We start from the raw sequence: 23,251 nt of genomic DNA, 5'->3' as shown, positions 1-23,251 counted from the left end.
AGGCTGCAATTAATTTGTAATTGACGCCTGGTTGCTTTTCAAAATCTGCGTGGCGCTTATAATGCGCCGCTGTGAACGCGCGCGGAATCGTTACTTCTAAACAATCCCTCTTAAGTAACCGGCCACGGTTTGGGCCAAGCTGGTTTGGCTTTCGCCATTGGCTTGGGCTGATCTTTCTGTTGGTCAGCGCAGCTTCAATAATCACGGCGCAAACCATTGGCCCGCAACGCATCTTTGGCCGCTATCAGCAATTTATCTGGAACGATCAGCATGGCTTGCCGCAAAACGGCATCAGCACTGTGGCGCAAACGCCCGACGGCTATCTCTGGTTGGCGACGGCGGAGGGCGTAGTGCGCTTTGACGGCGTGCGCTTCACGGCGTTTGACACGGCGAATACGCCAAGCTTGAAAAGCAACAACGTTGCCGTCTTACGGGTGACGCGCGACGGGGCGTTATGGGCGGGGTACGGCAGCGGGCTGACGCGCTATCACCAGGGGGAGTTTACGTTTTATGGCGCGGCGCAAGGATTGCCAAACACTCCCCGCGTCAGCGCATTGTTTGAAGATCGCGCAGGCAATCTTTGGATCGGCACGCAAGGCGGAGTGCATGTTTTGCAGGCTGGGCGGTTTGCCACTTACACCACACAAGAAGGATTGCCAGACAATCGCATTTCGGCGTTTGCCGAAGACGCTGAGGGCGCTGTGTGGATCGGCACGCTGGGTGGTTTGACGCGCTTCAAAGACGGCAAATTCACGATCTATACGACGCGCGACGGTTTGGCGTCGAATCAAGTGCTCGCGCTCTGCTTTGATCGCGTAGGCGCGTTATGGATTGGCGCGGCTAACAGTGGGCTGACCCGCTGGCAAGCAGGCCGGTTCAGCATGGCAGGCGTGCCCGCCGGTTTGCAGCATCACATTGTTCAGGCGATTGTCGAAGATCGCGAAGGCACGCTCTGGCTGGGTACTATTGGCGGCGGGTTATACCGCTTCAAAGACGGCCGCTTCGACGTTTGCACCGAGCAGGAGGGGTTGGCCAATAATGCGGTGCAATCTGTCTATGCCACGGCGAATGGCGACCTTTGGCTGGGCACGAATGGCGGTGGGCTAGCGCTGCTCAAAGAAGGGCGCTTCAGCGTTTACACCACCCAGGATGGTTTGCCGGATGACATCATCGGCTCAGTGCGCGGCGATGGCGCGGGGCATCTGTGGGTGAAAACGCGCGGCGGTTTGAGCAGATTCAAGGATGGCCTCTTTCAAACCTTCACGGAACGCGATGGTTTGCCTGCCGGAGGCGGCAGAGCGTTGGCGACCGACCGCGCGGGCAATTTGCTGGCGAGCGCGCCCGGTCAGGTGTTGCGTTACAAAGACGGACGCTTCAGCCCTTACGTCAGCAAAGACGGCTTGGCGGCTGCGGAAATTCTGGAAGACCGCGCGGGGCGGCTCTGGGCAGGCACTTCATTTGATGGCGTGCATTGCTTTCATAACGGCACCATTACCACTTACACCACACGCGAAGGGCTGGCCGAGAATTACATCACCGCGTTGTATGAAGACCGCGCCGGCAGTCTGTGGGTCGGCACGGGCAGCGGCGTCAGCCGTATCAGCGCGGGGCGCGTCACGACCTGGGCGCACAAGGACGGCTATCCTGGTCGGCACATGCTTGCGTTTTACGAAGACCGCGCCGGGCAAATCTGGATGGGCACGGATGGCAACGGGCTGTTGCGCTTCAAGGACGGCGTCTTCAAAGCGATCACGGTCAAAGACGGCCTTTACGACAACCTCGCCTTTCAAATTCTCGCAGACGACAGCGGCAACCTGTGGCTGAGCGGCAACAAGGGCATCTATCGCGCGAGCCTGAAAGAGCTGAACGATTTCGCCGAGGGCCGCAGCAAAGTGGTGATGTCGTTCGCTTACGGCGCGGTGGACGGCATGCTCAGTCGCGAATGCAACGGCGCGAGTCCCGGCGGGTGGAAGACCGCCGATGGCCGCTTGTGGTTTCCGACGATCAAAGGCGTTGTGGCGGTTGATCCGCAGCGCCTCAACCTGGAACCGCCGCGCGTCGCCATCGAGAGCGTCCGGCTGGATGGCGAATCTTTACCGGCGGGACAGACGGCGCGCATTCGTTCCGGGCAGGAAAATATAGAGATTCAATACACCGCGCTTAGTTGGAACCGCCCGCAACAACTGAAATTCAGATACCAACTGATTGGTTTCGATCAGACGTGGCAGCAGGCTGGCACGCGGCGCATCGCGTATTTTCCGCATCTGCCGCCAGGCAGTTATACGTTTCGCGTCAGCGCCGATAATGGCGAAGGCGTTTGGAACGAAACGGGCGCGAGCATGACGCTCGTCGTCATTCCGCCGTTTTATCGCACCTGGTGGTTTCGCGGTCTGGTTGTTTTGGGCCTCACCGCTCTGGCATTGGCCAGTTACCAATTGCGCGTGCGGCAATTGGAACGGGCGAATGCCGCGCAACAGGCGTTTTCGCGTCGCCTGATCAATGCCCACGAAGGCGAACGCCAGCGCATCGCCGCCGAATTGCACGATGGTCTGAGCCAAAGTCTGGCGATCATTCGCCAACGTGCGACCATCTGTTTGCAAGCCCAGGACGATCCCAAACGCCAGCAGGAACAAATGGAAGAGATTGCCGAAGCAGCCACCGCCGTGATTGACGAGGTGCGCGAGATCATTTACGACCTGCGCCCCGTGCAACTGGATCGGCTGGGGCTGACCAATTCGTTGCGCGAAATGCTCAACAAAGTCGGGCAGGCGCACGGTTTGGAAATCAAACAGGAGTTGGATGAACTGGAAGGCCGCTTGCCCAAAGAAGCTGAAAACAGCCTCTACCGCATCGTGCAGGAAGCAATCAACAACATCGTGCGCCACGCGCGCGCCACCCACGCCAGCGTCAAACTCAAACGCGAACCCGGCCTCTTGCGGCTCATCGTCGCCGATGACGGTTGCGGGTTTATCCCCGACGCCTCGCGCGATTGGGTGGCGGGCAGCGGCTTGGGACTGACCGGTATTCACGAACGCGCGCGCTTGTTGCGCGGTGATTTGCTGGTCGAATCGGCGCCGCAACAAGGCACCACGATTACTTTGCAATTCCCCTTACCTGATTAATTCTGATGAGCACCGAGATTCAAATTCTGATCGCCGACGATCATCCCATCGTGCGCCAGGGCTTGCGCCAAACCATCGAAGCAGGTGGCGAAGCCGCCGAGTTCCGCGTGATTGCCGAAGCGGGCGACGGGCAAGCGGCATTGACCTTGCTGGAGCGGCTGCAACCACCCATTGCCGTGCTTGACGTAGACATGCCAGTGCTCGATGGCTTTGGCGTCGCGCGTGCCGTGCGTGAACGCGGCTGGAACATCAAGCTGATCTTTCTGACCGTCCACCGCGAAGAGACATATTTGCAGCAGGCGCTCAGCCTGGGCGCGCGTGGTTACGTGCTCAAAGACAGCGCAGTCACCGACATCGTCGCCGCCTTGCGCGCCGTGCAGCAAGGACAAACCTATCTCAGCCCATTGATGACCAGCTATCTGGTCAACGCGCCCGCGCCGCCCGCACCTGTTATTGCTAACGGCCTGTCGCAACTGACGGCCAGTGAGCGTTACGTGCTGCGGCTGATTGCCGAATACAAATCCACGCGCGAAATCGCCGAGGCGCTATACATCAGCCCGCTGACGGTCGAGACGCATCGCAAAAACATCTGCCGCAAACTCGCCTTGCGCGGCAGCCACGCGCTCATCAAATTCGCCCTCGCCCATCAAACTGAGTTGCGGGCCGAATAGCTCTGCCTAGATCGGTTTTTACATCAGAGGATGGGAAAAGCCGGGCAGCAGGACGGTACCGCGCGCGCGTGCAAGCGGAGACTGGGCGATTCAGCCAATGCCGCAAGTTTGAGGCGCCGCTTGCTCACGCGCGCGGTACCGTCCCGGCACAACGCGCTCCGATAAACGCAATTGCAAACCGCTCTAGCGACCAGTTTGCGCTGCGCCTACCCGGTTCCAGGTAGGCGAAATACCCGGCTTTGGGTAGGCAAAATACCCGGCAGCGGGGATGTACAGCTTGACCCGCGAACTCTAAACTCCACACCGTCGCTGCTTCAGTCTGGGTACTGCCACAGCGTTGATTGCGCCTGCCGCAACCTCACATTCCCAGTTGGCACTGAGAGGCAACAGCCTTGGGCTGGATGGGAGAGGTGCGCGCGGACGCGAGAGGAACAGGCTTAGACGTGAGCATCGCACTGGGAAAAACAATGACCGGATTGGGTGGTGCAAAACCGCATGTGGTGTGCTGTCCGGCTTGCCGTCAAGCGGTTTACCGTTTGACGTTGCGCGGGCGGTGGGCGCGTTGGCGGGCGTGGCTGACGGGCCGCCGCCCTTATGCATGTGCGCATTGCGGCTGGCAGGGCCGGCTGGCGGTCGCGGCAGCGCAAGCCGATGTGATTGATCAGTTGCCGTGGTTCCGCTCACGCGAACCACGGCGCAAAGACAAAGGCGAATGACTGTTTGGCAATACGCTTAAAGGAGAGCTTATGAGTCGCGAAGAAATGGAGGACACCACCCTTTACAAAGTCGTCGTCAACCACGAAGAGCAGTATTCCATTTGGCCTGCTGATCGCCCGAATGCGCCTGGCTGGCGGGATGCAGGCAAGCAAGGCAAAAAAGCGGAATGTCTGGATTACATCAAAGAGGTCTGGACGGATATGCGCCCGCTGAGCTTGCGCAAAAAGATGGAGGAGGCACAGCGCCATTAAACGGTTGCGCCATTCACCGCGCAATCACCACCAACCCAAGCAAAGGAGTATCCTCCAATGGAGCCGTATCTAGGTGAGATTCGCATGTTCAGTGGCAATTATGCGCCCAAAGGCTGGCTGTTTTGCCACGGGCAACTGTTGTCCATCAACAACAATGATGGCGGCGCACTTTTTAGCCTGCTCGGCACCGCGTATGGCGGCGACGGCATTCGAACGTTCGCCTTGCCCGACTTGCGCGGGCGCGCGCCGGTGTCGCAGGGCCAGTCCGTCGAAGGCCGCGAGTTCCGGCTGGGCGATTTGGGCGGCGCTGAAACCGTTACGCTTAATCGCAACGAGATGCCGGTGCACACGCACGCGCCGCAGATGAATGCCAATCCGGGCACGAGTCCGACGCCCGCCAACAATGTCTGGGCAGCGGCGGCTGTCGCGCGTTACAGCGACCAGCAGCCGGGCGCGGCCCTGGATTATCGCGCGCTCAATCCGGCGGGCGGCAGTCAACCGCACGACAACATGCCGCCATTTCAAGCCGTCAATTTCATCATTGCTGTCTCGGGCATTTACCCCGAGTTGCAGTAATCAGAAAGGCGCGCGTAGGGACACAAACCTTTGTGCGGCGTTTGGGCGGAAGGAGCAAAAATCATGTCAGATGCAACCTACGGTGAAATCAGGATGTTCGGCTTCGGGCGCATACCCAGAGGGTGGGTCGCGTGCGATGGCCGCCTGTTACCCATACAGGAGAACACGGCCCTGTTCTCCCTCCTGGGCACAACTTATGGTGGCGACGGTATCAAGACTTTTGCGGTGCCGGATTTGCGCGGGCGCGTGCCCATGCACTGGAACGACAAATTTCCGCGGGGCAGCAACGGCGGGGAAGCCGAGCACACGTTGACGCTGGAAGAACTGCCCAGGCATACGCACGCCGTGCAAGCCGTAGCGCCCGGCGCGCCCAATCAACCCGCACCGGCGCAGGATTTGTGGGCCGCCGCTCCCGGCGCCTATGCGCCAAGCGCCACCGGCCCGATGTCGGCAGCAGCCATTCAACCGCAGGGTGGTTTTCAACCGCATGAAAACATGGCGCCCTATCTGACGCTCAACTTGGCGATTTGTGTGAATGGCGCTTTCCCGACCCGCGCCTACTAACGCGCGCGGCGGCTGACAAGGAGGAGACCTGATGCAACAAGGAATGCACTTTCTAGGCGAGATCAGAATGTTTGCGAGCGATTTCGCGCCAAGCGGTTGGGCGTTTTGCAACGGGCAGTCGTTGCCCATTGCTCAGTATCAGTCGTTGTTTATGGTGATTGGGACAACCTATGGCGGCGATGGCATCACTACGTTCGCCCTGCCCAACCTGCCCGCCACCGTGCCGGTGGGCGCGGGGCAAGGCAGTGGTTTGAGCAATCGGACGCTGGGCCAGCGCGGCGGGCAGGCGGCGGTGGCGCTGACTGTGCAACAGATGCCGCAACACAGCCACCTCGCCGCTTCGAGCGAAGCCAAAGGCAATCAAAAAAGTCCGGCGGGCCGTGTCTGGGCGGCGACTGCCGATGGTGCGCCCGCTTATTCCAACGCCGCGCCCAATGCCCAAATGAAAGCCGACGCGCTGGCGTTCGCCGGTGCGGGCAAGCCGCATAACAATTTGTCGCCCTATCAATGCGTCGGTTTTGTCATCGCGTTGGAAGGGCAGTTCCCCGCGCGTAGCTAGTGGCGCTTCGATGCAGTGGTTCATCCGAGCAAAAAAGGAGGCGTTTATGAAAAAAGGGACAGTGAAGTTTTTCAACGAGGCCAAAGGTTTTGGCTTTATCAAAGAAGAAGGGTCGGGCCTTGAAATCTTTGTGCACGTGACTGGCCTGGTAGATCAGGTCAGAGAGAACGACCAAGTGGTCTTCGAGATTCAACAGGGTAAGAAAGGCGCGAATGCCGTGAATGTGCGGCTCGCCACCTAACACCCAACCGGGCAGCAAGCTTGGTGCAGGCGTTCCTACCTGCCGTAACAAGCCGAACAAAAAGATGCGCGGCGTTCCTTCTCCCCACTTCAGCGTCCGTCGCGCGTGACTGGCTGGTTTTGTCCCACAGACCGGCGCTGCAAGCTGCGCGTAGCGTTTTCGCTTTGGAGGTTCAGTGCCGCCGCAAGCTGTAGGGCAGGTTCTGAACCTGCCCTACAGCTTGCCACCTGAGTACGCAAAGCGACACTGCTGTAAGCGTGCGCACAACCGTCCCCACTGTGAAGAGGAAATCATGGCAATAAAAAGACTAGACCTGGAAGAAATCGGCGGCGTCACGGTCGCGCGTTTTGTGGATAAGAAAATCCTGGATGAAGGCAATATCCAAATCATCGGCAACGAACTGTTCGCGCTGGTTGACACGGATGGCCGCCGGAAAATCATCGTGGATTTCAGCAACGTCGAATACTTCAGTAGCGCCGCGCTGGGCAAGCTCATCACGCTCGACAAGAAGGTTAAAACCGCGAAGGGCAAATTGCGGCTCTGTTCGATCCGGCCTGACATCTACGAAGTATTCGCGATTACGCGCCTAAACAAACTATTCGACATCCGAGAAAACCGCGACAACGCGCTCGAAGGCATGTAACGCCGTTTTCAGCGAGATCAAGGGGCCAGCCAGGGACGCCGGCTGGCCTGTCTGTGGGCGGCGGTCGCCGCCCACATCACGTGGTAAGAATTGGAGTATTCCCCCAAATGTTCATGAAAAACCAAGCCCTGCTGATTCGTTCCTTGCGGTTCGCCTTCGCGCTGGCCGTCGTGTGTGGACTGAGTTGCGCCGGTGTGAGTTCAACGAATGCGGATCACGGCGGAGTTGGGATGGGCGGGATTGGGGATGACTTGTTGCCGGGTGCAATCCACCAGCAAGTCGGTGGCTTCGAGTGCGGTCTGGCCGATCAGCACTTCGCTGCCCAGCACCAGGAAGGCCTCTGTGACCAGGCGGTCGAGGATTTCCATGTCCACGCCTTCGGTGACAGCCACACTCTGGGTTTGGTCATTCGCCATCTGGGCATTCATGTGACGCACGACTTGCAGGCCCAGCTTCTCCATCAGGTCTATCGGCATGCACGAACGCACCGCGCCGGTGTCAACAATGGCTTCCACGTTGATGGAGCGGACTTGATCACGGGTGATGAGACCCCGGCGAAACATGCCCTGATCCATGCCGTTGCTCAACTTCACGTTCACTTTGACTTCACCCATAACCCAATGCTGGCACAGGGGTGAGGACTGACGCAAGAGTTCAGCGCCAGCGCGCGTTCGCTCGTGCGCGGCGCAATGTTTTAACCGAATCGTTTGACACCCTTCAATGCCGTTAAAGAAACAGGAGTTTCCCCCAATGTTCTCGCAGCAATCTCACCTCGTCGTTCGTTCCTTGCGGTTCGCCCTCGCGCTGGCCGTCGTGTGTGTTTTGAGTTTTGCCGGTTGGCGCGGCAGTGCGAGCGCCGCCAATGCCAATGGCGACTGGCTCACCAAACTAAAGAGCACGCCCGCGTCGGTCTGGGCAGCGGTTTTCGGGGGCAATACCGAAACCGTGACGAAGAGTGGCGTGGCAGGCGCGACGCCGCCGTCGGGCACCGGCACGGCGACAATCAACTGGAAGATCAATTACGACCTGACCAGCGGTGATGTGCCGTTGGCGAACGTGACGCTCAACGATACGTGGAACAGCGGGCAGACGCTGGTGGCGGGCAGTGTGCAGACGCCGGGCAGCAACTGGACTTCGAGCCAGCCCAATGCGACCGCGCTCAATTTCACCAACGCGCTGTTGGCGAAGAATGCCAAGGGCGTGGCGCAGGCTTTCCCGCGTCCGCTCGGTGGCAATATCAACCTGAGCGGGACGGGCGATGGATTCAATCCGGCAGTCACGGCCAACGGCAAAGTGATCGGGGTCAACCATCACGTCAATCCGGCGCAGGTTTGGTGCTATGACTTGAACACCTCTGCGCCTTGCACCGGCTATCCCAAATCTTCCGGCATTCTTACCGGCACGAACAATTACACCATTGCTATCGGCAATCGCGTGTATATGAATCCCGACTCCTACGATCAGCAATGTTGCGGCGCGCCTGGGCTGGATCGCATTTATTGCTGGGACGCCACGACCGATAGCACCTGCGGGCAGAGCGCCGCGACGACGGGCAAGAGTGCGGTGCTGACGGTTGCCAGCGGCAAATTGTTTACGCTCAATCAGAGCGGCGAATTGCGCTGTTTCGATCCCGGCAACAGCCTCAACAACTGCGCCGGTTTTACGCCGGTGAACCTGGGCCTGCCCGCGCGTGGCGCGGCAGGGCAATGGAACAACTTTGGCGACGACATCTTTGCGGTCGGCTCGAAACTTTACATCGCCAACTACGAGCGCAAGCTGACCTGCTTTGACGTGGCGACGAATACCACTTGCACGGGCTGGCCCGCGCTGCCCACCGTCCTCACACCGGCAACGCCGGCGAGCGAAGGCAGCAATCTTTTCCCGCGCTTGAGCGCGGGTGGCGCGGTCACGGGCATCTGTATCGCGGGCCGCAACACCAACGCCACTTGTTACGACCTCAACAGCAGCAACCCGACCGTCGTCAATCTGGGCGGCGTCCACGGGATGTATCCAGGCATCAATGCCAATGCGGATGTCTATCTGGGCAGCCGTGTCTTCTTTCCAAATTACGCTGACTTCAACAAGCTGAGTTGCTTTGATTGGTCAACGCAATTGCCCTGCACCGGCGCTGGGTTCACCAGCGGCTACACCGTGGACGCCAATCGGCCATACGGCCTGGGCACGGATGGCGTGTCGGTTTACTCGTATGGCGACGCGGCGGTGTTGCGGTCGTGGAATCCGATCTCAGGCATCTCGCCTTCGACGCGCGCCGCAACGACCGCGACGGTCAACATTGACAGCTTCTACTGCGGTTCGGGTTCGCAAGTCGCCGCGACCTGGGACAAGGTGATTTTGTCCGACATCAACCTGACTTCGGGCGTCGAGTTCACTTCGTTGCAGGTTTCGCTGATCAATGTTGACACGGGCGCGACGGTCTTCGGCCCGGTCGAAGCCGTCGGCGGTTCGGGCCTGATTGACATCTCGTCGGTCTCTTCGTCCATTCGCAACCTGCGGCTGCAAATTGATGAGACGCCCGTCGCCACGGTCGCCTGGGATGACAACGTTGCGCCCAAGGCGACGCTGACCTTTACCAACAGCACGCCGGTGCAGTTCTGCTACCAGACACAGGTGACGTGCGCGGGCAGCGCGGCCAGTTACACCGATACGATCAACACCAACCTCGTGGCGACTTCGGCGATGGCGACGGTTTCGGCTTGCGCCGCCTCGCCCAGTTTGACGCTGGCGAAAAGCGCGCCCTCGCCTTCATTGGTGGCAGGCGCGAATTCAACCTACACGCTGACTGTGACCAACAACGGCAGCGCGGCGGCGACGACCGCAACGGTCAAAGACGGCTTGCCCATCGGCCTCGATCTGGTCAGCGCGACGGGCACGAATTGGACGTGTACGCCGAGCGGCGCGACCGCCACGCCCGTCGGCACGATCACTTGCAACTTCAGCGGCGGCTCCATCGCCACGGGCGGCGGCACCAGCACGATCAGCGTCGTCGTCAAACCGACCGCGCCGTATGGCGGCAACACGGTCATCAACTACGCTTCGGTAGATCAGTCGGGCGGCGCGAATCCGCCCACGCCGACCACTTGCACGGCGGCCAACACGCCCGCCGGATGCGCCGCGCCGGTCAGCAGTTCGATTCCCAATTCGCCCAACCTATCGGTGAGCAAGAGCAATCCGGCGCTGACCTATAACCAAAACGCGACCTATACGATCACGGTCACCAACAACGGCAATGCGGCGGCGACTGCGGCTACGGTCAAAGATGCACTGCCTGTCGGCATGAAACTCGTCAGTGCGACGGGCACGGGCTGGACGTGCAATCCAAGCTCCGGCAATTCGCCCGTGGGTACGATCACTTGCACTTTCGCCGGTTCGATTGCGACGGGCGGCGGTACGAGCACAATCAGCGTGATCGCGTGTCCGACCTCAGCCGGCGTGAAGACCAACAAAGTTTCAGTCGAACCGGCGGGCGGCACGGGCGCGCCTGACCCAACGACGTGTACGGCATTGAATACGCCGAGCGCGGGTTGCGGCGCGCCAGTAACCAGCGCGGTTGCCAATGCGCCGGGCGAGGCGTTGAATTTCGACGGCAGCAATGATTACGTCACCATTCCGCACAGCGGCAACATGCCGTTGATTTCAGCCTTCACGGTCGAGACTTGGATTTATGTCCAGCCCACGGGCGAGCAGTTCCCCACGGTCTTCAGCAAGAACAGCAACAACCTGGTGATGTGGTTGCAAGACAACTCGGCGGCAGCCTGGCGGCTCTGCGCGCGCATCGGCGGCACGCAGCTTACCAGCCCGCTCGGCAACATCAGCGAAAACACCTGGACACACGTGGCGCTGACTTTCGACGGCACGACGGGCACGCTTTATAAAAACGGGGTCTCGCAAACTTCGGGGACGGTGACCGGGCCGGCCAACAACACCAGCCCGTTCCTGATCGGTTATTGGGAAGGAAGTGGCAGGCCCTTCCACGGCACGATTGACGAGTTTCGCATCTGGGCGAGTGCGCGCACGCAAAGCGAGATTCAGACGTTCATGAACACTGAAATCGCCAGCATGCCGAATTGCCTGATCGCCTATTACAAATTCAATCAGGGCACGGCGGATGGCACGAATGCAGGCGTGATTTCGTTGACCGACACGGCGGACAACACGCTGGAAACCGGCACGCTGACGAACTTCGCGCTCACGGGCACGAGCAGCAACTGGACGAGCGGCGCAGGCATTACGCAGACGGCTTCGGCTTACGTCACGAACATTCCCGACATCAACCTCAAAGGCAACGGCAACAACATCCCTGATGGCACGACGGCGACCAGCGCCACGAACAACACCGATTTCGGCACGACGCCCGTCGGCGTGGGCGTCAGCAAGAGCTTCACGATTGAGAACACGGGCAGTGGGCCACTGACGGTTTCGGCCATTTCATTCAGTGGGACGAATGCCGGTGAATTCGTGTGTTCCGGCATCACGCTGCCCGCGACTGTGGCAGCCAGCGGCAGCACGACTTTCAATGTCACCTTCACGCCCACAGCAGGCGGCACGCGCACGGCGACGATCAACATCGTCAATGACGATTGCGATGAGAGCAATTACGACTTTGCGCTGACGGGCAAGGCTCCGGCTGTCTACACCTTCAACGGCACGACCAACACGGATTGGGCTGTCGCGTCGAATTGGAGCACCGGCGTCGTGCCCACCACGGCGCTGTTAGCCAGCGGGGACGCCGTCATCATCGCGGCCAATTGCGTGATGAACGACGTGACGATTGCGTTTCCGTCCGGCACTTCCTTGACCGTCAATAGTGCGAAAGCCCTGAGTCCCAGCCTCAATACCTTCATCACCATCAATGCCGGGGCGATGTTGACGGTCAATGCCAGCGGTTCGCTCAGCCAAGGACGTATCACCAACGCCGGGACGATGGATATTTATGGCAGCTACACCGCCTATTTCATGACCAATAATTCGGGCGGCATGCTGAATATCAAGTCGGGCGGTTCGTACTCTTGCCCGTCCTGCGCGGAAGCCATGAACGCAGGCAGTACCATCAACAACGACGGTACGATGAACACCGGCACACCCAGCACCTGGCAAAGCACGGTCAACAACAACGCGACGGGCGTGATCACCGACGGCGGCAATGGTTCGCAACTCACTTTCGGCGTCAACTCGACCGTCAACAACTACGGCTCGCTGGTCAGCCGCATCGCCAAAACAGCGGGGCTGTTTACCAACTACTCGACAGGGCAGCTTTCGATGCCCGCGACCTGCAATTTCACCGTGCTGAGTGGCGGCATGTTCACCAATGGCGGCACGATCACGCTGGGCAACTCAGATAACTTCCTCAACATAAATGCGGGCGGCACGCTGACCAACAACGCGACCATCAAGGGCAAGGGAACTATCGTGCAGAGCGGCACGCTGACCAACAGCGCCACCGCCAGCATCGAGCCTGGCCTCTCACCCGGCAAGCTTACGGTGACGGGCGATCTCGATCTCGGCAGCGGTACCTATAACTGCGAAATCAACGGCACGGTGCAAGGCACGGGCTATGACTGGCTGGCGGTGAGCAACAACGCCACGCTGACCAATGCGAAGCTCGTGGTGAATTGGGGCGCGTTCACGCCCACGGCAGGCCAGACCTATACGGTGATGACTTTCGCCAGCCGCACGGGCACGTTCGCCAGTGTGACGATTCCGCCTGTTTCCGGGCTGACGTTTACCACCAATTACACCAGTACAGCGGTGCAGATTGCGGTGGCGAACGCCAACACCCCGCCCGTCGCCAATGCACAGAGCAAGAGAACGAACATCAACACGGTTGTCTCCATCACGCTCACAGGATCGGATGCCGACGCGGGCACGGTGCTCACCTACACGGTGACGCAAAATCCCGCGAACGGCGTGCTCACTGGCACCGCGCCGAATGTGACTTACACGCCAAACGCGAATTACACCGGGGCGGACAGCTTCAAATTCAAGGTCAACGACGGCACGGTGGACAGCGCCGAAGCCACGGTGAGTCTCACCGTGGTCAACACGCCGGATGCCTCGGCGGGGCTGAAGGCGGGCTTGATCGGCTACTATCCCTTTGAAACCAGTCCCAACGACACCTCGGGCCACGGCAACCACGGCGTCGGCGGCACGCCAGGCAACCCCGGCGGCAAATTCGGCAGCTACACCACAGGGGGATGCAGTCTCTGCAAGCCTGCGGAGCTGACCTTTGGGACCAACTCTTTCAGCGTCGCCGTCTGGACGCGCAAGATTCTCGGCTCCGGCGGTGGCATGCTGCTCGGCAATTCAACCTCGAACAGCGGGGCGCCGAACACTTCGTGGACGATTTCCGACACCGCCAACCTCAACGTTCCCGCCGTACTGGTGAGCAGTGGCGCGACGGCCGGGGGAAGGCTCATCCTCAGCGGCGGCATAGACTACTTCACGGCCATCTGGGACCTGCGCGTGATCACCGTGAACCAAGCAACGCTCACGGCGACTTACTGGACGGGCACCGGCGGCGGCGGTTCCATCAGTTCCACTTCGGGCAGCTTCCCCGCCGGCACGTTTGACTCGGGGATGGTGACGCAACTGTTCGGCGGCGAACATGACGACCTCGCGTTCTGGAACCGCCCGCTGACTTCCACCGAGGTGCAGGAGCTTTGGAACAGCGGTGACGGCGTCCGCTTGGGCGCACAGGCGCTTGCGCAGATCGCTTATGGCGATGTCGAACTGCACAACGGCACGCTGATCACCGACCCCGAAGTCACCGATGGCCAAGCGACCAACGTGGACTTCGGCACCGTGACCGCGACCCGCACCTTCACGCTGCGCAACGCCGGTAGCGCCCCGCTGGCGTTCGGGGCGGTCACCTTCACTGGCACGAATCCCGGCGATTTCACGGCCAACACCAGCGGTTTGCCTTCCTGCCTTGATCCCGGCGGCACGACCACGTTTACCGTGACCTGGAATCGCGGTGCCACGACCGGCATCCGCACCGCGACCTTGCAATTGGCCGTCGTCGGCGATCCGGTCGAGAACCCGTTTGATTTCCCCGTGCGCGGCGGCGTCGCCTTAAACACCGCGCCAACCGTCGCGCGCGACAACGCCACCGTCACCGCCAACGAAGGCAGCCTGGCGAGCAACACCGGCACCTTTAGCGACCCCGATGGCAACGCCACCGCCACCCTCACGGCCAGCGTCGGCACCGTCACGCCGAACAATGGCGCAGGCACCTGGAGTTGGAGTTACACGCCACCCGATGGCCCGGCTGGCCCAACGACGGTGACCATCACCGCCACCGACAACGGCACGCCTGCTTTGAGCAGCACGACAACCTTTACGTTCGACGTCAACAACGTCGCGCCGACAATTGCGCTGACTGGCAACAGCAGTGTTGTAGTGAATGCGAGCTACACGTTGAATCTGGGCGCGATCACCGATCCGGGCACGGACACGGTGACGAGCTACAGCATCAACTGGGGCGACGGTGTGACTGAGCCGTTCAGCGGCAATCCGGCCAGCACCAGCAAGACGCACCTTTACACCACGGGCGGCGACAAAGCGATAACAGTTTCGTTGACGGACGAAGATGGCACGTTTGCCAGTGCCGGAACCAAAACCATCGCCGTGACGATTCCCACCACGACTATCGGCTTCCACACGGCCAGCGGCGCGCTTGGCAACTATTACAACGGCGGCACAGATGCGGCAGGGAACACGGGCACGAACTCCGGCATTTCCTTCAATACCACCAACGCCGCCAGTGGTGGCGTGCTCGACGGCAACAGTAATCCAGTCATCAGCGTACCCAACGGCTTTACGACTGGTTTTGCGGTTGATGCCATCAACGTCGCCATCGGCTTCAATATCGCCATTTTTGATGGTGAGAACGCCACTGGCACGCAATTGGCGAGTCAAAGCTACAATCTGAATGGCAACATCACTGGCAGCGTGACCTTCACCGGTACGGCCAAATCCGTGCGCCTTGCGAAATTCAGCGGCGGGCCCAGCTACGACAACCTCACCTTCGGCGCAAGCACCGTGGGCACGCCCATCAACGAACCGCCGGGCGTGACCACCAGCGCCGCGACGAGCGTGATGTCCACGACCGCGACGCTCAATGCCACCGTCAATCCCGGCGGCGCGGTGACGACGGCGCAATTTGAATACGGCTTGAACACCAGTTACGGCAGTACGGCCAGTATTACCTTGTCACCGAACAACGGCACGACCGGTCAAACCGTCAGCGCGAATCTGACCGGCTTGATGCAGGGGACGACCTATCACTTCCGCGTCACCGGCACGAACAGCGTCGGCAGCCGCAATGGCAGCGACCTGATGTTCACCACATCGGTACAGGCCGCCGTGACTGCACTCACGGGTGGTTCGCCGTTCGTCTTTAACAATCAAGGCTTCACCGTTGGTTATGAATTCACCACCAACCAAGCCATCACGGTCAGTAGCCTGGGCTTTTACGACGTAGGCAATGACGGACTGGCGACGGCACACAATGTCGGCATCTTCAATTTGTGCGGCACGCTGCTGGCTTCTGGCACCGTGGCATCAAGCACAACCGCCACGTTGACCAACGGCTATCGTTATGTGGCGATCACGCCCATCGTGCTGGGTGCGGGCACCTATCGCATCGGCGCCGTGGTCTTCAATGGCGGCGGCAATGATGCCTTTCTACACGCTGTGACAACCGTGGCGACTGATCCAATCGTCACGTTTGTGCGCGGCAAGATCAACAATGGCGTGGCTTCGCTGACGTATCCCAGCCTGGACGCGACGGCCACGGGACTGGCGGAGAAATCCTGCTTCGGCCCCAACTTCATTTTCACGCCGGGCGGCACACCGCCGGGCGCACCGCTGGCGAACGTCAAAGGCAACAGCGTTTCCATCACGGATGGCGATACGATGCCGGACACGGCGGATCACACTGATTTTGGCAGCGTCAGTTATACGAACGGCGCGATCACGCGCACCTTCACCATTGAAAACAACGGCACGGCGTCACTGACCGTCACCGGCATCACCGTGAGCGGGACCAATGCCGCCGAGTTCACACTGGGCGGTTTGCCCACCTTCCCGGCGACCATCGCGATCAACGGCTCGACGACGTTCACCGTCACCTTCGATCCCAGCGCCGTAAGTGTGCGCACGGCGACCATCAATATCGCCAATGACGATTGCCCACGCAATCCTTATGACTTCGCCATTCAAGGCACGGGCATGAATTCCGCCCCGACGGCGATCAATGGGCCATTGCTCATCACCGAAGATTTCAACTACGGCAACAGTGCCGGGACGCTCTCCGGTAATGGCGGCACGGGCTTCTCGACGGCTTGGAGCAGTGGCAGCTATACGCCGACAAGTCTGAGCTTCAGCAATCTGGACACGGTGGGCGGCGCTTGGAATGGCGGTTCCGGCAGCCGCAACTTCAGCGCGAACCTGCTGGCGGCAGGGCCGATTACGGGTGATTTCCTGTTTCGCCGTCCGGTTGCGGGGCCAGTGCAAATGTTCGGCCTTGGCGGCTCCAATAATCAGGCGTACACCATCGCGCTCGCGCCGAGCAACGACAGCAATGGCGGCACGGTGCCGGTCGTGGCGTTGCAAGGCGGAGCGAGCTTCGTCAACCTGACGCCCAGCGCGCTTGATCCGAACACGACGTATATGTACCGCTTTGCGTATGCCAATTCGTCCATCACCGTCTGGATTCTGACCGCTGCGCAATATGACAACTTTGCGCCAGGCGGCTTGTTGGCCGCCGATCTCAACGCCGCCAGCATCGGCAGCGGCGCGACGCAAGTCACCGGACGCGGCACGCAGACCGGGAACGTCGTCAGCAATATGGCAAACCTGTTCACCTACACCTTTGGCGGCAGCGGCGTCGTGATGGATCGGTTGCGCATGTCGGCCATACCGGTGGGCACGACGCTCAGCATCGCTGAGAATTCCGCTGTGAATACGACCGTCGGCACGCTCACGGCGACTGATCCTGATCCGGGCGATACGTTCACTTTCGCGCTCGTGACCGGCACAGGCAGCACCGACAACAACAGTTTCACTATCGTGGGCAATACACTGAAATCGAACGCGGTTTATGATTATGAAACCAAGCCCACGTGCAGCATCCGCGTCAAAGTCACCGACGCTGGCGGCCTGACTTACGAAACGCCGCTCACGGTTTACATCACCAACGTCAACGAAGCGCCCACCGTCGCCAACACGATTCCGAATCAGAACGCCACGGCCAACAGCGCGTTCAATTTCACCTTTGCGGCAAATACGTTTGCCGATGTGGATGTGCCGACGACGTTCACTTACACCGCGACGAAATCAGACGGCAGCGCGCTGCCCGCGTGGCTGACCTTTACGCCGGGCACGCGCACCTTTTCCGGCACGCCGACAAACGCCGATGCGGGCACGTTGATGGTCAAGGTTACGGCGACGGATGATGGCTCGCCGATGCTTTCGGCCAACACCACGTTCAACATCGTCGTGGCGGCGGTGCCTGTGCTGTCGGTCAGCAAGAGTCAGCCTGCGCCCGCGTTGGTGGTCGGGCAAAACTCGACCTACACGATCACCGTCAGCAACAGCGGCGGCGCGGCGGCCACAACTGCGCAAGTCAAAGACGCCATCCCCGCTGGGATGAAGCTCATCAGCGCGTCGGGTTCGGGCTGGACGTGTACGCCGTCTTCGGGCAATCCGAACGTCGGCACGATCACTTGCAATTTCAGCGGGACGATTGCGGCGACCACTGGCACCAGCACGCTCAGCGTCGTCGTGTGTCCGACGGCGACGGGCAGCGTGACGAACAAGGTTTCGGTTGATCCGACGAGCGGGGCGAATGCGCCCGACCCGGCGACTTGCACGGCGTTGAATACACCAACGGCGGGCTGCGGCGCGCCGGTCACGAGCAATGGGTCGGCGCTGGGCGCGGCATTGGATTTCGATGGCGCGAATGATTATGTGTCGGTTCCGTATGCGGCGGCCTTGCACCCCAGTAATGCCATCACGATGGAGGCATGGGTGCGACCGCAAACGGGCAGCGGCGCTTTTGCCCGCGTGGCCGACAACGAAAGCTGCCAGTTGATTGTGGGCGGCAATCTGTATCCCAGATGGCAGATTTCTGTTTATGGAGCCGTTCAAAGTTCGACCCCTTTGACCGCTGGCGCCTGGCATCATCTCGCTGGCACCTACGATGGCAGCAGCACCAAGCTGTATGTGGATGGCGTCCTGGTAGACTCGCACGCGGCGACCGGCGCTCTCTCTGCCAGCACCTCCGCGCTGCTGCTCGGCCTCGGGTTTGATCCCTACTTTTTCCAGGGCCAGATGGACGAATTCCGCCTCTGGAACCGGGCTCTCTGTCAGGACGAAATTCAGGCGCACATGAACTGCGAACTGATGACCAATGAGACCGGTCTGGTCGCGTACTACAAATTCAACCAGGGTCTCGCGGGCACCACCAACACCGGCATCAATACGCTCACCGACTCCGGCCCCAACGGATTCACCGGCACGCTCAACAACTTCGCGCTCAGCGGCGCGACTTCGAATTGGGTGACGCCGGGCGGCGTGACGACGGGCACGACCTGCGCGGTCTTCCTGGCGCCGGAAATTGACGTGCGTGGCAACAGCACTTCCATCGCGGACGGCGACAGCACGCCCAGCGCGACGGACGATACCGATTTCGGCAGCGCGAACGTGGCGAGCGGCAGCGTCACGCACACCTTCACGATTGCCAACACCGGCACGCGGCAACTGCTGCTCAGCGGTACACCAAAAGTCGCCATCAGCGGCACGCACGCCAGCGACTTCACGGTCAGCGTGCAACCGACCTCGCCGGTCGCCGTGACCAATGGCACGACGACTTTCACCATCATCTTCGATCCGAGCGGCGTCGGCACACGCACGGCGACCGTCACGATTGAAAACGACGATTGCGACGAAGGCCCGTATAACTTCTCGCTTCAAGGCACAGGCGCAAACCTGCCGCCGACGATCTCCGCAGGCGCAACCGTCACGCGCCAACAAGGCACGGCGGGCAGCACGGCGACGATTGCCATCGTCAGCGATGACCTCACGGCGGCGGGCAGCGTCACCGTCATCCCAACGACTGTGCCGACAGGCATCACGGTGACGAGCATCAACAACAGCGGCGGCACCGTCACGGCGACAGTTACAGCTTTGTGCAATGCCACGCCGGGCAACAACACGGTCGTGCTGACGGCGACGGACGGCAACGGCGCAATGGCGACGGCCAATTTCATCGTCACGGTCACGTCCAATACTCCGCCGAGCGTCGGGACGTATGCCAACACGGGCGTCGCGGTGGGCGGCACCGTGACAGTGACGCCGAATGCCGCGCCACTGGACAACGGCTCAATTCAAAGCGTGACGGCGACGGCTTCACCAAATACGTTCACCGGCACATTCACCGGCAACACGGCAACCGGGGCGTTGACGGTTATGAACGCCGGGCCATCGGGGACGTACACGATCACGGTGACGGTGACGGACAATTGCAATGCGACGGTGCAGCAGAGCTTCACGCTGACGGTCAACACCGCGCCCACGATCAATGCGGTCGCTAACGCACGGCAGCAGGGCAGTCCGGTCTCGAACTCGACCATCGCGACGGTCAGCGACATTGATCAAAGCGCGGGTTCGCTGCCCGTCAAGGTCAATGGCAACGGCACGGCGACCGTCAATGGCGTGACGGTCTCGAACCTCGTCAACACGAGCGGCACCATCACGGCGGACATTGTGGCGACTTGTACGGCGACCAATGCGAGCTTCACGCTGCTCGTCACCGACAACAGCAACGCGATGACAACGGCGACGCTCAACGTCACAGTGACGGCGAACAGTGCGCCGGTGTTGAACTACATCACGCCGCAAGCGGTGACGGCAGGCAATGCGCTGACGATCACGCCCACTGCCGCGACCGACAACGGCAGCGTGTCGTACTCTGTGCAAAGCGTCTCGCCTGCCTTGAACAACGCGCCGGCGGTCAATACGTCAGGCGTCGTTTCCATCACCGCCGCCGGGCCGATGGGTGCGCACGACATCACCATCCGCGCGACGGACAATTGCGGCTCGATGACGGATTTCACCATTCGCCTCAACGTCAATTGCCAGGCGCTTACGGTTGGGCCGGTTTCGATTGCGAGTGGCAATCCCGGCGTCGGGTATAGCCAGCAATTCACGCAAGCGGGCGGCATCGGCGCGGTGACGTTCTCAACCGCGAGCGCCTTGCCGACTGGCATCACGCTCAATGCGAGTGGCTTGCTTGCCGGCACGACCACGCAAACCGGTTCATTTCCGCTCACGATCAAAGTGACCGACTCGAACGGTTGTACGGGGATGACCAATTACACGCTGTCTTTCGGTTGCCCGACGATCACCGTGAACCTGCCCGGCATCAACACGGGCACGGCGGGCGCGGCGTTCAGCCAGACCTTCACGCAAACGGGCGGCACGCCGGGTTCGACTTTCACCACGAGTTCGCCGTTGCCGGCTGGCCTGACGCTGTCTTCCGGCGGCCTGCTGTCGGGGACGCCGACGCAAACCGGCGTGTTCGTCATCACCGTCGCGGCCAACAGCAGCGGCGGTTGCGCGGGTTCGTCGAATTACACGTTGACGATCAATTGCCCGACGATCACCGTGACGCCGCCCGCCGTGACGACGGGTACGGCGAGCGTGGCGTTCAGTCAGACGTTTACGCAAGCGGGCGGCATCGGCGCGACCACGTTTTCAACCGTGAGCACATTGCCGCCAGGCTTGACGCTCGCGGCAAACGGCAGCTTGAGCGGTACGCCGACCCAAGCCGGAACGTTCCCGCTGACGGTCAAGGCCACCGACGCCAACAACTGTATGGGCACGGCGAATTACACGCTGGTCATTGCCTGCCCGGCGATCACGCTCAATCCCACCAGCGCTGCGCAACCGACCGACCTGAGCGGACAGGCAGGCGTGGCGTATAGCCAAACGATCTCGGCGTTGCCGGCCGGTACGACGTACAGTTACGCCGTGACAGCGGGCGCGTTGCCGACCGGTTTAACGCTCAACACCAACGGCGTGCTCAGCGGGACAACGAACTTGGTCGGTGTCTTCACCTTTACGGTGACGGCGACGGGCTGGGGCAATTGCACGGGCAGCCGTCAATACAGACTGACGACGACCTGCCCAGCCATTACGCTGTCGGCGTTGCCGGGCGGCACGGCCAGCGTGGCTTATAACCAAACGCTGACGGCCTCACCAGCCGGAGGCAGTTACACATTCGCCGTCACCGGAGGCAGCTTGCCGCCGGGCTTGTCGCTGGCAGCAAGTGGCGCGTTGACCGGCACGCCGACGACCAGCGGCAGTTTCACGTTCACCGCTACGGCAACAGGCTTTGGCAGTTGCACAGGGGCGCGCGAATACACACTGGCAATCACCTGTCCGACCATCACGGTGAATCCGGCGACGTTGCCGAACGCCACCGTCAATACGGCTTACAATCAAGCGCTGAGCGGGGCACCGACGGGCGCGAGTTATTCCTTTGCGGTGACCACGGGGGCGTTGCCAGCGGGGTTGACGCTCAGCGCTGGCGGTTTGCTGAGCGGCGCGCCGGCGCAGGGCGGGACGTTCAATTTTCGCGTCACGGCGACGGGCTTTGGCGCCTGTAGCGGATTCCGGGATTACGTATTGATAGTTGATTGCACGCCGATCACGCTTGATCCGGCCACGTTGCCGAACGGAACTGTCGGGGCGGCATACAGTCAGACGGTTGCGGCTGCGCCGGCGGGCAGCTACGGCTACACGGTGAGCAGCGGCGCGCTGCCGGGCGGTTTGACGCTCAATGCGGCGACCGGCGCGATCACGGGCACGCCGACCACCACAGGTACTTTCACCTTCACGATCAGAGCCGCCGCCGGCACTTGTGCGGGCAGCCGCAGTTACACTGTGACCATCGGCTGTACAGGCGTGACCTTCACGACAAGCTCGCCCTTACCTGCGGGGAACGCGGGCATCCCTTACACGCAAACACTGACTGTTACACCGCCCGGCAACTACACCTTCTCGCTGGCGCAAGGGAATCTGCCGAGCGGGTTGCTCTTGAGTTCGACGACGGGTGTCATCAGCGGCCTGCCGACGGTGACGGGCACTGCGACGTTCATTGTCAAAGTGCAAACCCCCAACGGTTGCCTTTCGACGCAAACCTATGCGTTGACCATCAACTGTCCGACGGTCACGCTGGCGCCCGCCAGTTTGCCGAATGGCGCAATCGGCACGGCTTACAGCCAAACTTTCTCCGCCAGTCCGGCGGGCGGCAGTTACACCTATGCCGTGACGAGCGGCGCGTTGCCGGCCGGCTTGTCGCTGAATGCGGCGACGGGTGTGCTGAGCGGGACGCCAACCACGAATGGCACCGCGAACTTTACGGTGGCGGCCACCGGGTTTGGCAGTTGCACGGGCAACAAGTCTTACTCGATTACGATTGGCAGCGGCACTTGCCCGACGATCACGTTGCCCGATCTGCCCAACGGCAGTGTCGGGCGGCTTTACAACAATGCGGTCACCGCCACACCTGCGGGGAGTTACAGCTACGCGCTGACAGCGGGCAGCCTGCCGCCGGGGGTGAGCTTTTTCAGCAGCGCAGCTTTGCTGTTCGGCTATCCGGCGGCGGCGGGGAGCTACAGCTTCACGATCAGTGCGACGCAGGGCGCGTGTACGGGTTCAAGGAGCTACACGCTGGTGATCGGCTTCGGGGCTTTTGCGGCTCAGGCGCAAATGGCCGATTACAATGGGGACGGCAAGAGCGACTTCGTGTTGCGCGCGAACAACGGCATCTGGCGCTTGCTCCTGAGCAATGGCGAGGGCGCCAACCGCATCGCCCAAACGC

11 protein-coding genes are annotated in these 23,251 nt (G+C 61.1%); 10 read left to right on the top strand and 1 reads right to left on the bottom strand.

Going from position 1 to position 23,251, the window contains the following annotated elements; genetic code table 11:
* The first annotated feature begins 71 nt into the window (after positions 1-71).
* The 9 genes from HY011_16145 to HY011_16105 all read left to right on the top strand — a co-directional run bounded on the left by HY011_16145 (position 72) and on the right by HY011_16105 (position 7,344).
* On the top strand, positions 72-3,122 hold the full coding sequence (locus tag HY011_16145) for a hypothetical protein (protein MBI3424465.1): 3,051 nt from the start codon (positions 72-74) through the stop codon (positions 3,120-3,122).
* Between the two features lie 5 nt (positions 3,123-3,127).
* Positions 3,128-3,793, top strand: a complete 666-nt coding sequence (locus HY011_16140) for a response regulator transcription factor (protein ID MBI3424464.1) — start codon at positions 3,128-3,130, stop codon at positions 3,791-3,793.
* A gap of 443 nt (positions 3,794-4,236) precedes the next feature.
* Complete coding sequence (locus HY011_16135) at positions 4,237-4,509, top strand: hypothetical protein (GenBank protein ID MBI3424463.1); 273 nt, start codon at positions 4,237-4,239, stop codon at positions 4,507-4,509.
* A gap of 30 nt (positions 4,510-4,539) precedes the next feature.
* Positions 4,540-4,761, top strand: a complete 222-nt coding sequence (locus tag HY011_16130; protein MBI3424462.1) for an MbtH family protein — start codon at positions 4,540-4,542, stop codon at positions 4,759-4,761.
* Between the two features lie 57 nt (positions 4,762-4,818).
* Positions 4,819-5,337 (top strand): phage tail protein, encoded by a 519-nt coding sequence (locus HY011_16125; protein ID MBI3424461.1) that lies wholly within the window; start codon positions 4,819-4,821, stop codon positions 5,335-5,337.
* Positions 5,338-5,400: 63 nt separating this feature from the next.
* The gene (locus tag HY011_16120; protein MBI3424460.1) at positions 5,401-5,901 is read left to right on the top strand and encodes a phage tail protein; all 501 of its coding nucleotides are present in this window, start codon (positions 5,401-5,403) and stop codon (positions 5,899-5,901) included.
* A 43-nt stretch (positions 5,902-5,944) separates the two neighbouring features.
* Entirely contained in the window at positions 5,945-6,460 is a 516-nt protein-coding gene (locus HY011_16115; GenBank protein MBI3424459.1) for a phage tail protein, read from the top strand.
* Between the two features lie 46 nt (positions 6,461-6,506).
* Positions 6,507-6,701 (top strand): cold shock domain-containing protein, encoded by a 195-nt coding sequence (locus HY011_16110; GenBank protein MBI3424458.1) that lies wholly within the window; start codon positions 6,507-6,509, stop codon positions 6,699-6,701.
* A 292-nt stretch (positions 6,702-6,993) separates the two neighbouring features.
* Positions 6,994-7,344, top strand: a complete 351-nt coding sequence (locus HY011_16105) for an STAS domain-containing protein (protein ID MBI3424457.1) — start codon at positions 6,994-6,996, stop codon at positions 7,342-7,344.
* Between the two features lie 200 nt (positions 7,345-7,544).
* Here HY011_16105 and HY011_16100 read toward each other — a convergent pair whose 3' ends face one another.
* Positions 7,545-7,958, bottom strand: coding sequence for a clan AA aspartic protease (locus tag HY011_16100; GenBank protein MBI3424456.1), 414 nt, complete (start codon positions 7,956-7,958; stop codon positions 7,545-7,547).
* 136 nt (positions 7,959-8,094) lie between these two features.
* On the opposite strand from HY011_16100, the gene HY011_16095 reads away from it, so the two are divergent.
* Positions 8,095-23,251 (top strand): choice-of-anchor D domain-containing protein (locus HY011_16095; protein ID MBI3424455.1); only part of this gene is annotated, 15,157 nt, incomplete at its 3' end.

Source organism: Acidobacteriota bacterium, from assembly GCA_016196035.1.
Taxonomy (GTDB): domain Bacteria; phylum Acidobacteriota; class Blastocatellia; order RBC074; family RBC074; genus JACPYM01.
Note: the sequence above shows the minus strand (reverse complement) of the source record. Positions and strands in the feature narration are given on the sequence as shown.